The organism is Streptomyces niveiscabiei (assembly GCF_001419795.1).
GTDB lineage: Bacteria > Actinomycetota > Actinomycetes > Streptomycetales > Streptomycetaceae > Streptomyces > Streptomyces niveiscabiei.
In genome coordinates this window covers 1-12679 of sequence record NZ_LIRL01000462.1, presented here as the reverse complement: position 1 = coordinate 12679, position 12679 = coordinate 1, and the positions used below count along the sequence as shown (strand labels likewise).

The following is a 12679-nucleotide window of genomic DNA, read 5'->3' as shown; positions in this document are numbered from 1 at the left end:
GCCGTTCCCCGGGGAACGGCCAGTGTTCCGGGGACGTCGGGGCGGAAGGAGGCGCCGTGCGGGGCGGGAGCGAGAACCCAGCCCTGCGGCGTCCGGCCGAAGGACATGTAGCCCGCGTCCCGGGCAGCCCCGTCCACGGTGGCGGCCATGTGACGCTGTTCCGTACCGGGGCTGAGGATGCTGAACCGGCTAGCCAGCAGGCCGTCGGCCGTGGGCCGATCGGGCGTCAGGTGCGCTGTCCCCGCGCTGAAGCGCACCCGCGCGCCGTCGTAGCGTGCGAGAGGGTCACCCATCGAGAGCCTCCAGGTAGCGGGGCAGTTCGGTGAAGTGGCTGATCACTCCGACCGGGGAGGGGAGGGCGTCGGGGCGGGGTCCGGTGGTGACGAGGACGGCGTTCATGCCGTACTCGTGGGGGCCGACAGCGTCCTTGGCGGGGGTGTCTCCGACGAACACGATCTCTTCGGCACGGCAGCGCGCCCGCTCCACGACCGCGCTGCAGAACAGCCGGTGGGGTTTGCGGACGCCGACGGTGCTGGAGAGCACCAGGGCGTCGAAACAGTCCTCGACACCCGCCGCGCGCAGCGTGCGGCGCCGTACGCTCTCGGTCCGCTGGGTGTCGCACGCCAGCACGCACCTCAGTCCGCCGGCGTGCAGGCGGCGCAGCGTGGCCGCGGCCCTGGCGTCGACCACGGCGTCGGGGACCGTGGTGAACACCGTCTCCGTGGCGGCGACGAAGCCCCCGATTCGGTCGTCGTGGCGTCGTGGGTCCCTGTTCCCTCGTAGTACTGATAAGGGCCGGCGCACGCGGTCAGAACAGCCAGAACCACCATCACGCCGCCGAGGACCGCCCCCCACGCACGCAGCCTGCTTCCGCCCGCCACCAGGACCTCCCGCCCTCAGCCCGTCTCGGCCGACTGATAGGAGCGGGCCACAGGAAGACACCTTGGCAGACTTGTTGAACGTGTTCAAATCTGCGGCTGAAGGGCTGCCGCGCACCACCCCCGGCCCACGTCAGGCCGTACCCGGCCGCAGAATGCCTTCGACCATCGTCGAGAAGTCCCGCCACTGGGTACGTTCCTTGGCCAGCGCCCGGTTCCCCGTCGCCGTGAGCTGGTACGTCCGCCTGCGGCGCCCGCCGACGGTGCTCCACTCGCTCTCCACGAGCCCGGCGCGCTCCAGTCTGCGCAGGGCGGGGTAGAGGGAGCCGGTGGGCAGGTCGAGGGCGCCTCCGCTGCTCACCTGGAGGGCCTCCATCACGGCGTATCCGTGCAGGGGCTCTTTTTCGAGGACCGCGAGGATCAGCGCGTCCAGATGACCCCGTAGCGCTTCTGACATCACGTAGACAATCTACATGACGTGTTAGCGTTGAGTGTCTACATGTAGACGTTCTATCTATTGGCGTGTTGAGTGCAGGGGAGGTCGGGCTGATGGCAGCGCCCGAGCAGGGTCGTATCGAGACGGCGGACGGGCCGGGGAGGCCGAGCGTCTTCGAGCGGCTCGCGCAGGTGTCGTACCGGCGGCGGTGGTGGGCCCTCGTGGGGTGGGTCGTCGTGCTGGTGGCGGTGAGCCTGGGGTCGCAGGCGGTCGGTGACGCGTACCGCAACGACTTCAGCCTGCCGGGCACGGAGTCGCAGAAGGCGCTGGACCTGCTGGAGGAGCGGGCGCCGTCGCAGGCGGGGACGTCGGTGACGATCGTCGTCGAGGCGAAGGACGGTGTCGCCGGGGCCCGCGCGCGGGTGGAGTCGATGCTCGCCGAGGTCGGCGGGAAGCCGCACGTCGTCGGGGTCGTCAGCCCCTTCGACGACGCCGGGGCCGTGTCGAAGGACGGCACGATCGCGTACGCGACGGTCGCGCTGGACAAGCAGGCCGAGGACATCCCCGTCGAGGACACCCGCGCGATCATCGACACCGCGCAGAAGGCCGACGGTGACGGACTGCGCGTCGAACTGTCCGGTGACGCGGTGCGCAACGCGCAGGGCGAGGAGGGCGGCGCCGCCGAGGGCATCGGGATCATGGCCGCGCTGGTGATCCTCGTCCTGCTCTTCGGCTCGCTCTTCGCCGCCGTCCTGCCGGTCGCGATCGCCCTGTTCGCGGTCGGTACGACGCTCGGGCTGATCATCCTCGCCTCGCACGTCGCGACGATCGCCGACTTCACCGCGCCGCTGATGATGCTGGTCGGCCTCGGCGTCGGGATCGACTACGCGCTCCTGGTGTTCTCCCGCTTCCGGGGCGAGCTGGCCGCCGGGCAGGGCCGCGAGCCGGCGACCGTCAAGGCCATCGACACCGCCGGGCGCACGGTGTTCTTCGCCGGGTGCACGGTCATCGTCGCGCTCCTCGGGCTCGTCGTCCTCGGCCTCGGCTCGCTCCAGGGCGTGGCCGTGGCGGTCGCGCTCACCGTCCTGCTCACGATGATCGCCTCGCTCACCCTGCTCCCGGCGCTGCTCGGGCTGTTCGGCGCGAGGATCGAGAAGCAGGTACGGCGCCGTACGGCGAAGAAGCCCGCCGGTGACCGCTGGAGCCGCTGGACCGGCGCCGTCCAACGGCGCGCCTGGGTGGCCGCCCTCGTGCCGACCGCGCTCCTCGCGGCGCTCTCGCTGCCCGCGCTCGACATGCGCCTCGGCTTCGCGGACGCGGGCACCGACGGCCCGTCCACGACCAGCCGCCAGGCGTACGACCTGCTCGGCAAGGGTTTCGGGCCCGGCTTCAACGGGCCGCTGATCGTGGTCGCCGAGGGCGACGCCACCGCCGCCGGGCGGGCGCGTACGACGCTGGCGCAGACCGAGGGCGTCGCCGCCGCGCTGCCGCCGCAGTCGTCCGGCGACGGGCTGTCGACGATCATCGTCTTCCCCGACTCCGCGCCGCAGGCCGCCGCGACGAGCGGCCTCGTCGACCGGCTGCGCGACGACGTCCTGCCGTCGCTGGCGCGGGAGACCGACGCGCGGTTCCTCGTCGGCGGCAGCACCGCCGCGACCGAGGACTTCTCCACCGCCGTCGCCGACCGGCTGCCCGCGTTCGTCGCCCTGGTCGTCGGCCTGTCGATGCTCCTGCTGCTCCTCGTATTCCGCTCCCTCCTCATCCCGCTCAAGGCCGCCCTCCTCAACCTCCTCAGCGTCGGCGTCGCCATGGGGGTGATGACCCTCGTCTTCCAGAACGGCGCCCTCGGCGCGGAGAAGGGGCCGATCGAGGCGTACGTACCCGTCATGATCTTCGCGATCGTCTTCGGGCTGTCCATGGACTACGAGGTGTTCCTGCTCTCCCGGATGCACGAGGAGTGGGAGCGCGGGAAGGACGCCGCGCAGGCCGTACGGCACGGGCTGGCCACCACCGGGCAGGTCGTGACGGCCGCCGCCGCGATCATGATCGTGGTGTTCGGGGCGTTCATGTTCAGCGGGAACCGGATGCTGACGCAGTTCGGGTTCGGGCTGGCTGTGGCGGTGTTCGTCGACGCGGTGGTCATTCGGTGTCTGATTCTTCCGGCGGTGATGCAGCTGCTGGGGCGGCGGGCCTGGTGGCTGCCGGAGCGGGTTGCCCGCGTGTTGCCTCGGGTGGCGATCGAGCACGGGTGAGCGCGGGGCGCCGCTGAGGGTGGGGGCTCCTGAGGCACGGGTTACGGTCGGGAAGTCGTCCGTCTCCTTGGTTCGTCCTCCTCAGGAGTGCTCCCTTGCCTTCCCTCTCCGCCCTGGTCACCGGCATGGAACGTCACCAGGTCGCCCTGTACGTCGGTGCGCTGGCCGTCGGCGCCGTCGTCGGCCGGGCGGCGCCCGGTGCGGGTCCCGGACTGGAGTACGCGATCAGCCCTGTGCTGGCCGCGCTCCTGTACGTGACGTTCCTCCAGGTGCCCGCCGCCGAACTGGTCCGCTCCGCGCGGGCGGGCCGGTTCCTGGGGGCGGCGCTGGTGGTGAACTTCGTGGTCGTACCGCTGGTGGTCGCCGGGATGTTCGTGTTCCTTCCCGGCGACCGGGCTGTCCGGCTCGGTGTCCTGCTCGTGCTGCTCGCGCCTTGCGTCGACTACGTCATCGTCTTCAGCGGGCTGGCGGGCGGGAGCAGTGAACGGCTCCTCGCGGCGACGCCGTTGCTGCTTCTCGCGCAGATGGTGCTGCTGCCGGGGTACCTGTTCCTGTTCATGGGTCCGGATCTCTCGGACGTCGTCGACGCCGGTCCCTTCCTTGAGGCGTTCGCGGTGCTGATCGTCGTCCCGCTGGCGCTGGCGTGGCTCACGCAGGCGTGGGCCACGCGGCGCCCGTCGGGCCGGCGCTTCTCCGACGGTGCGGGGATGACGATGGTGCCGCTGATGGTCGCCGTCCTGCTCACGGTCGTCGCCTCGCAGGTGCCCAAGGTGGACGACGGGTCGGGGCGGCTCGGGGACGTCGCGCGTGTCGTGCCGTTCTACGTCGTCTTCCTGGTCGTGATGCCGTTCGCGGCGCTGGGTGTCGTACGGCTGTTCCGGCTGGGGGCGCGGGACGGGCGGGCGATCGTGTTCACGGGGGCGACGCGGAACTCTCTGGTCGTGCTGCCGCTGGCGCTGGCTCTGCCGGAGGGGCTGGCGGTGGCGGGGGTGGTCGTGGTGACGCAGACGCTGGTGGAGGTGGTGGGGATGGTGGTGTACGTGCGGGTGGTGCCCCGGTTGTTGCCATGATGCCTGGTCAGGGGGCGTTGTCAGTGGTGGCTGTCACCATGCGGATATGAGGAACTACGACTGGCGTCCCTTTCTCAGCCGGTGGAGCGAGGAGTGGGCCGACGCCTCCGATGAGCCGTCGCCGGAGCGGGACACGCGGTGGCTGGGGTTCGCCGGGGCCTCCGAGGAGCGGATCTCCGCGCTGGAGGAGCGGCTCGAGTGCCGGTTACCGCCGTCGTACCGTGAGTTCCTCGCGGTGAGTGACGGGTGGCTGCACGCGGGGTGTTTCGTGTGGCGGCTCGCCGGGGCCGACGAGGTGGGGCCGTACTCCGACGACGCGGGGCTGGGCGAGATCTACCGGGGCGAGCTGGACGAGCACTCCACACCGGAGGAGGTGCTGGAGGCCGGGATGTGGGGGCGGGCGCTCCAGCTGGAGGCCGAGTCGGACCTCACGAAGGTGCTGCTGGACCCCGGCGACGTCGGCTCGGACGGGGAGTGGGCCTGCTACGACTACGCGAGTTGGCGAGGCGACGGCCCGGTGCGGTACGGGTCCTTCGCCGGGTTCATGGAGGCGATGTACCGGCAGTTCCACAGCATGACCGCGCGCTCCTCGGGCCCGGAGTTCGTCAACGCGACGACTCTGGCGCAGGACGCGGCGGTCGCGCGGGCGCGGGTCGACGCTCTGCGCGGGCGGTACGAGGAGGCGCGGGCGGCGCTCGACGAGGCGCACGCGTACGGCAGGCCGGGGGCGACGGAGCTGCGCGACCAGCTCACGTACCTGTCGGGGGAACCCTCCACGGTGTCGTTCGGGACGCTGGCCACCGACCCCCTGTACCAGCCGGAGGTCCGGCCCGTGCTCGCCGCCGAGCGACTCCGCCTGCGACACTGGGAAGCCGACGCCGACTTCCTCGACACGTACGGCTACTCGGCGCCCGGTGTCTTCGGCGAGGCCGTCGAGGCGGCGCGCGAGGCGGCCCGTTGGGGCGACACGGACGCGGCCTGGCGCATCCTGCGCGCGGCGCTCCCCGAGTGGCGGCCCGCCGGTCCTGACCTCCTCGCGCCGCTGGGGCTGCTCGCCGACCCGGTCCTCGGCCCGGTGTGCACGCCGGAGCGGTGCCGGGAACTCCTGGCCACGCCCAGGGCGGGCGAGACCGGCGAGGTTCCGCTTCCCACGCCCGACCTCGATCCGCCGGGGCTGTCCTGGCTGGTGGACCCGGACTCCGGCCACCGGCTGTCGTCGTACCGGCTGATCCTGGTCGAGGGGGTCGAGCCCACGGAGTTGCCCGCGCGGATCGGCGGTGCCGATCTCGGCAAGCCGGCGACGTACTGGGAGGCCCACCTCGACGCATCCCGGTTCTCCGTCGGACGCGCCGGGCCGGACTGGAGCTTCGCCTTCGAGGCCGCCCCGCACCATCGCTTCTACGAACCCCGCTTCGTCTCCCCGGCTCCGGCGGCCTCCCTCGGTACCCGTGCCGTCGCCGTCTGGCGGGAGGCCGACGGCAGCGCCCTGTTCCACCTCTCCGTGGCGGAAGACGGTGCGGAGCGGTACGCGTTCACGGTCCGGGGTGACGAGGTTCGGCGTACGGGGGCGATACCGGCGTCCCTGGACTCCGGTCCCGTGGGCGAATGGCTCGTGGACGAGCGGCGTGTGGGCGAACGGCGTGTGCTGGAGTTCCTCGCGGGCGAGTTCGGCGTCCGGCTTCCCCGCCATGCGCTTCTCCATGGGCGTCTTCACACGCTCGTGCCCCGCCCCTGGGCCCGCCCGGCGGGGCCTGGCGAGGGATACGCCGACGTCATCGTCGGCACGGCCCCGGCGAAGATTCCGAGGGGTCGCTTCGCGCGGGAATGAACGCGACTTGGCGGTACGCCGGGGGAGGCGCTGGACCGGCACGCCGGGGCTGGGAAGGCACCGGACGGAGAGGCATCGGCCCCGCTCCTCGGGCCGGGAAGCAGCGAGCCCCCGCGCAGGAAACCCGGTCGAGCCAAGCCCCGTCGATTCGATAGAAAGCCGGTATGTCTCTTCGGCGCCCCCCCCGGTCGACACCGGCCGCGTCCGGGATCTCGTCCCGTTCGATCTCCCTGCTGCTCGACCAGCTCGCGGCGCGGTCCGTCGAGTGTCACTCGATCATGGTCGTCCACCGGGGTCATGTCGTCGCCGAAGGCTGGTGGGCGCCGTACTCGGCGGACCGTCCGCACCTGCTCTACTCGCTGACGAAGTCGTTCACATCGATCGCGGTGGGGCTCGCGATCTCCGACGGGCTGCTCGCGCTGGACGATCGCGTGGTGGACGTGCTGCCCGACCACGTCCCGGACGACGTCTCGGAGCAGGGCAGCCGGATCACCGTCCACCACCTGCTGTCGATGACGGCGGGGTATCCCGTGGACAGCCTGGCTAAGGCGTGGGAGCTGGAGCCGGGCGACCTGGTGAAGGGCTTCCTACGCCTGCCGTTCACCGCCGTGGGAACGCGGCACACGTACGACAACGCGACCACTTTCGTCCTGGCCCGGATGGTGGAACGCGTCACGGGCCTCGGCCTTGCGGAGTTCCTCGACGAGCGCCTCCTCAAGCCGATGGGCATCGACCACGCCGAGTGGGACCGGGTGGCCAGCGGTGCCGTCTTCGGCTTCCACGGACTCCACCTGACGACCGAGGCGGTCGCCGCCTTCGGTGAGCTGCTGCTGCGCGACGGCAGGTGGGGCGGCGAGCAACTCGTCCCGCGCGAGTGGGTGGCCCTCGCGACCGCCCGCCATGTCGAGACCCTGCCGTCCGAGGACGGGACGGACAACGCCGACTTCACCTGCGGCTACGGCTACCAGTTCTGGCTGTCCCGGCACGGGTACCACGGGCACGGCGCGTTCGGCCAGCAGTGCGTGGTGGTCCCGTCCCACGACCTGGTGATCGCCATCACCGCCCAGGCCGAGACCCAGGACATCTTCGACGCCCTGTGGGAGTGCCTCCTCCCCGGCCTGGCCCAGGGGCCGACCGCCCAGGACGACGACCTCCTCGCCGCCCGCCTGCGCAGCCTGTCGCTGCCGCCGGTACCGGGCTCGGCCGGCCCTCGGCATCCGGTCACCGCGACCCTCGACGCCTCCGCCGAGGGCTCGGCCCTCCCCGACGGCACGACGGTCACCGTCGACCCCGACGACGACGGCTGGCTCGTACGCGTCGAGCCGCTGCTCACCGTCGAGGCGGGTCACGGCACCTGGCGCGAGAGTTCCCCGCTGGGCCGCCCCGTCGTCGCGGCCGGAGCGTGGCAGGGCCCGCTGTTCGTGGCCGACCTGTACGTCGTCACCACGCCGCACCGCGTCCGCCTGACCGTCGACACCGGCACGGGGATCGCGACGGCCCTGTGGAGCACCACGCCGCTCACCGGTCCCAGCCTGGAGCTGCACGTGCGGTTACCGCTGATGACACGGCCGGACGTCGCGTAGGGCCGACCCGGCCGCCTCTTCCGCATGCCGGGGCAGGCGCTCCCACACCCACACCGCGAGCCCGAGACCGCTGAACACCGCCCCCAGCAGGCAGACAGCGCCCCAGCCTCCGGCCGTGTACAACGAGGTCGCGGCGAGGGCGCCGGTGCCGCTGCCGATCGAGTAGAAGACCATGTATCCGCCGATCACGCGGCTGCCCGCGTCCGGGTGCGCCGCGTGGATCAGCGTCTGATTGGTGACGTGCACCGCCTGCACGGCGAGATCGAGCAACACGATCCCAACGACCAAGGCCCACAGGGAACTTCGCGTGAAGGCCAACGGCAGCCACGAGACGACGAGCAGCGCCAGCGCGATGCCCGTGGTCCGGCGGGACAGCCCCCGATCGTTCAACCGCCCCGCGACTCCGGCCGCGAGCGCCCCCACGACCCCGACCAGCCCCAACGACCCGACCGCGCTGTGGGACAGGGACCCAAGCGGAAGGGCGACGCTGCTCCACAGGGCGCTGAAGGCGGCGAAGACCAACAGCCCGTACAACGCGCGCACCCGCAGCAGCCGTTCCCGCGCGAACAGGGACACCGTGGAGCGCAGCAGCTGCCCATACGGCAGGGCCGGCTGATCCCCACCACCCGGCAGCACCCGGTACAGCACCAGTGCGAGCACCCCGACGCACCCCGCCGAAGCGGCGTAGACGGACCGCCACCCCGCGAGATCGGCCATGACACCGGCCACCGTCCGGGCCAGCAGAATCCCCACCACCACTCCCCCGGTGACCAGCCCGACAACCCGCCTACGCCCCTCGGCAGGAGCCAGCGACGCCGCGAAGGCCACCAACGTCTGTGTCACCACGGCGAGCAGCCCCGTCGCTGCCATGCCGACGAGCAGGACCACCGCCGTACGCGCCGTGGCCACCACCCCCAGCGGCACGAGAAAGAACAGCCCGAGCGCGTAGCCGACATGCGTAAGGCTCACGACGCTCCCGATCAGCCCCGGGCTCATGGCGAGTTCGCCGCCCATGGTCACCAGGACTCGGTTCGACGACAGCGACTGCCCCGTTGCCCGCTCTGTCGATGCCATCGGCGACTGGTGGTCGCTGCTGATCGTTCGCGACGCCTTCGACGGCAGTCGGCGCTTCGGGGAGTTTCAGCGGAGTCTCGGGGTCGCGAAGAACATCCTCACGGCCCGGCTGCGCGGGCTCGTCGCGGGTGGGGTTCTTGAAACCGTGCCGGCGTCGGACGGGAGCGCGTATCGGGAGTACGTCCTGACGCCCAAGGGCAGGGCGCTGTTTCCCGTGATCGTGGCTCTGCGGCAGTGGGGCGAGGAGTACTTCTTCGAAGCCGGGGAGCCGCACTCGGAGTTGTTGGACAGGCGGGACGGACGGCCGTTGCGGCCGTTGGAGGTTCGCTCGGTGGACGGACGGCGGTTGGAGTCCGGGGACACCGCCGTCCGTAAGGTCACCTGAGCCGGTGGGGTCAGAGGCTGCCGGTGATCTTGGTCGGGGTCACGCGGACGATGACGCGGTCGCCGTCCTCCTTCGATGCGGGGTTGGTAGTGGCGTAGTCCTGGCCGGTGTATTTGAGGGAGAGCTCGTCGGGGAGGGCGCGGTCCGGGTCGGGGGTCAGGGTGGCGGTGCCTCGGATCGCCGCGTAGGTGTACGGGTTCTCCGGGGGGTTGATCATGATCGTGACCCGGGGGTCGCGGGCCAGGTTCTTGCCCTGGGCGCGGTCGACGGTCGTGGAGAAGACGAGGTCGTCGCCGTCGCGTTTGATCCAGACGACGGTCAGGTGGGGGTGGCCGGTGGCCGAGAGGGTGGCGACCGTGGCGAAGACCTTGGTGTCGTCGAGGTGCCGCTTCAGGGCGTCGGAGAGTTCTGCTGCCATGGTTCGGGGTCCTTCGGGGGGATCGTGAGAACGCTCGGTCTGTTCAGGGAACACCGAGGCGCTGCGGAATCATCCGGTGATCCACGTGCGGATGCGGTCGGATTGTGCGCGGATTCCGGGGAGAGCGTTCGTGAGGTCGCCTTCGAGCCTCGACTGGAGGGCGGTGCTCGCGTCGAGCGTGCGGAGGGCGTCGTCGCGGCGGCCGAGGGTGGCGTACAAGGCGGCGAGGTTGTTGAGGGTGGTGGCGTGGTCCGGCGTGGCGTGATCGTCATGGATGCGTACGGCCGACAGGAGGGCGTCCAGGGCGTCTTCCCTGCGCCCCAGTTCGCTCAGCCGGCTGCCGAGAGTCGTGAACGCCCTGGCCAGGTCTTCGTTGCCCCTGACACCGACCGCCCTTTCGGCCACCGCGAGGGCCTCCTCTCTCCGGCCGACCGCCGCCAGGCAGTTGGACAGGTTGTTGAGGACCATCGCGAGATCGGGATCGGTGCCCAATATCTCGAACGCCGCCCTCGCTTCGAAAGCGGCGTCGAGACTCTCCTGCGCGCGCCCCGACTCCCCCAGCCGCACGGACAGGTTGCCGAGCGCGGCGCCCAGGCCGGGGACGTACTTGTGGCGGGCTTGCGCGGACAGCTCCCGGCAGACGCGCACGGCCTCCTCGGCCTGGGCCAGCGCTTCGTCGTGTCGCCCCAGGTACGCGAGGTGGTTCGAGAACGTGATCAGGCGCCCGGCGAGGGTCGGTCCGTGGCTCATCAGGTCCTGCCGGGCCAAGGGCTCCAGCCGCTGGATGTCGTCGAACAGGCGGTCAAGAACCTCCGTTTCCCTCGCCCCGTGCAGTGCGGAGGTGAACGCGTCCACCAGCTCCCTCGCTGAGGGTCTGCCCTCAGGCTCGTCCTCCAGGCAGTGCCGGAGCGTCACGAGGAGCGCCGGATCGATGTGTGAAGCCGTGGCGCCCCTGGGGTCCTCCCATCTCCCGGCGAGCAAGGCCAGGAGCAGCGCGCCGGCGGCGTACACATCGCTCTCGGGCGAGGCTTCTCCCCCGCCCAAGTAGGTCTCGGTGCGGGGCAGTAGGTCTCGGTGCGGGCTGTCGGCCCCGTCCACGGTCGCGGTCATCCACCCGATCAGCCGGACACCGTCATCGTCCTGGAGAACCGCCCTGGGTGCGACGGAGCCGTGGACGAGGCCGAGTTGGTGGGCGTGGGTGAGGGCCCAGGAGAGACCCAGGCCGATCCGTACGAAGGCGTCCCGGGGGACCACTCCCCCGTGGCCGGAGAGGACGTCGCGCAGGTTGGGCGCGGGCATGCCCTCGCGTTCGACCACCTCCGAGGCGATCCAAGGGAGTTCACCGATGCCGTCGGCCTGCACATCCACCAGGGCGGGCGCGTGGATGCCGTCCATCCTGTGCAGGCACTCCGCCTCCGTCCGGACCAGGTCCACCGCAGCCGCCGGATCATCGGCGTACAGCGACACGGGCGCCCGTACGGTGACGAGTTCGCCGTCCCGCCCCTGCGCCAGGTACATCGTGATGTGCGGCCAGCCCCGCTCGCTGCGCCACAACAGCCGGAACCGGCCCAGCCGTTGAGGGTCGTCCGGCGTCAAGGCGCGCCACCCCGGCGGCGCGGGCTCCGCCTCCCCGCCCGACACCCCGAGCCGCACGAGCAGTTGCTCCCGCAGCCACCCGAAGGACCGCCCCATGCCGTCGACGACGGCTGTCCCGTCCGGGTGCCCGACCCACGCGGGGAACACGGGCGACCGCCCCACCGCGGCCTCGATGTCCCGTGCCACCGTGTCGGCCGTCCGCAGCAGCTCCCCCGCGGACACCGCGCTGAGGAGCGCCCGCCGGGCCTCGCCCGTGAAGTCGAACCGGCGGTGCTGCGGGAGCCGTTCGGAGGTGTCGACCTCGTGCATGAGCCCGCCGAGGAACACCTCCATGAGGTGCCCGGCGTCCACGGGCTCGCCCAGCGCCGTCTGCACCAGCCGCATCACGGGCGGCGTGACGGGAGCGACCGCGGCGACATGCGCGGCAAGCCGGTACGCCTCGGCGGAGGCGGCCTCCCGGAACCGCAGGACGGCGTCACCGTCCGGCGCCTCGACCACCGTACGCGCGAGGTCGGTTCGCCCCTCCCACAGCGGGAGAAGCGCCGTGCCGCCCGGCGATGCGAGGAGGCGGGCCCATTCGCCGACGGCCTGCGAGGTCGGGGTGAGGACGGGCACGGGGACGGGGTCGAAGTGGGCGAGGTCGAGCGGGAGATCGGGGTCAGCAACCTGCCAGGTGTGGGTGGGGCCGCCGCGCCGCTGGGTGGTGATCTGCGCGCGCCGCACGTCGATCCCCGTACCCGCCCAGAGCCGTACCGGCAGCGCGTGGACGATCGCGACGGGCCCGCAGCGCCCCCACCGGTCCAGCACCGCGCGCATCCCGCCGTCGCGCCAGGCCGGACCGACCCCGTCGCTGATGACGAGGACGAGCGTGTTCCCTCTCGGATCGCACAGGGCCCTGGGCGAGAGGTCGCGCCCCCGCCGGTAGGGGTTGGTGCGCAGGACGGGGACGGCGGCGCGCGTGTCGAGGCCGTGGACGCGTACGTCGCGGAAGGCGCCCGCGCGTTCCATCAGGCGCCGGACGTCGGCGGCGAGCCGCTGCCACAGCACCATGGACACGCCGTCGTCGATGACGAGGGCGAGGGAGAGCCAGCGGGTGCGGGCGGGGCGGGTGACGGTCTCGGGGATGCCGGTGTCGGCGACGGCGGCGACCGTGCGGGCG

The 12679-nt window shown here is 71.9% G+C and carries 9 protein-coding genes and 2 pseudogenes; 5 read left to right on the top strand and 6 right to left on the bottom strand.

All coding sequences use genetic code 11. The features are described from left to right. The 3 genes and pseudogenes from AOK24_RS22485 to AOK24_RS22475 form a co-directional block, all read right to left on the bottom strand. Positions 1-293 (bottom strand): annotated as a pseudogene (locus AOK24_RS22485) (hypothetical protein); the annotation flags it as partial. Then, positions 286-714 carry an HAD family hydrolase gene (locus AOK24_RS22480; RefSeq protein WP_055721871.1) on the bottom strand — a complete coding sequence of 143 codons (429 nt, stop codon included), beginning with the start codon at positions 712-714 and terminating at the stop codon, positions 286-288. The pseudogene AOK24_RS22485 and the gene AOK24_RS22480, both read right to left, overlap by 8 nt. A gap of 297 nt (positions 715-1011) precedes the next feature. Then, a complete protein-coding gene (locus AOK24_RS22475) occupies positions 1012-1338 on the bottom strand; it encodes a PadR family transcriptional regulator (protein WP_055721870.1) in 327 nt (108 codons plus the stop codon). Positions 1339-1427: 89 nt separating this feature from the next. Here AOK24_RS22475 and AOK24_RS22470 point away from each other — a divergent pair, with 89 nt between their 5' ends. From AOK24_RS22470 to AOK24_RS22455, 4 genes are all read left to right on the top strand, one after another. Continuing rightward, positions 1428-3566 (top strand): MMPL family transporter, encoded by a 2139-nt coding sequence (locus AOK24_RS22470; protein ID WP_055721869.1) that lies wholly within the window; start codon positions 1428-1430, stop codon positions 3564-3566. A gap of 125 nt (positions 3567-3691) precedes the next feature. After that, positions 3692-4636, top strand: coding sequence for an arsenic resistance protein (locus AOK24_RS22465; RefSeq protein WP_107104023.1), 945 nt, complete (start codon positions 3692-3694; stop codon positions 4634-4636). A gap of 46 nt (positions 4637-4682) precedes the next feature. Continuing rightward, positions 4683-6464, top strand: coding sequence for an SMI1/KNR4 family protein (locus AOK24_RS22460; RefSeq protein WP_055721867.1), 1782 nt, complete (start codon positions 4683-4685; stop codon positions 6462-6464). Positions 6465-6628: 164 nt separating this feature from the next. After that, complete coding sequence (locus tag AOK24_RS22455) at positions 6629-8047, top strand: serine hydrolase domain-containing protein (RefSeq protein WP_206191250.1); 1419 nt, start codon at positions 6629-6631, stop codon at positions 8045-8047. On the opposite strand, the pseudogene AOK24_RS22450 reads toward AOK24_RS22455, so the two are convergent. Then, positions 8015-9082, bottom strand: a pseudogene (locus AOK24_RS22450) (MFS transporter); the annotation flags it as partial. The gene AOK24_RS22455 and the pseudogene AOK24_RS22450 sit on opposite strands and share 33 nt — an antisense overlap. Between AOK24_RS22450 and AOK24_RS22445 the strand changes: the two are divergent. Continuing rightward, positions 9060-9506 carry a winged helix-turn-helix transcriptional regulator gene (locus AOK24_RS22445; protein WP_055721872.1) on the top strand — a complete coding sequence of 149 codons (447 nt, stop codon included), beginning with the start codon at positions 9060-9062 and terminating at the stop codon, positions 9504-9506. The pseudogene AOK24_RS22450 and the gene AOK24_RS22445 sit on opposite strands and share 23 nt — an antisense overlap. A gap of 10 nt (positions 9507-9516) precedes the next feature. On the opposite strand, the gene AOK24_RS22440 is transcribed toward AOK24_RS22445, so the two are convergent. Next, entirely contained in the window at positions 9517-9924 is a 408-nt protein-coding gene (locus tag AOK24_RS22440) for a PPOX class F420-dependent oxidoreductase (protein ID WP_055721865.1), read from the bottom strand. 69 nt (positions 9925-9993) lie between these two features. Beyond that, positions 9994-12679, bottom strand: a 2686-nt coding sequence (locus AOK24_RS22435) for a protein kinase family protein (protein WP_159051950.1), incomplete at its 5' end; no start/stop codon positions are given.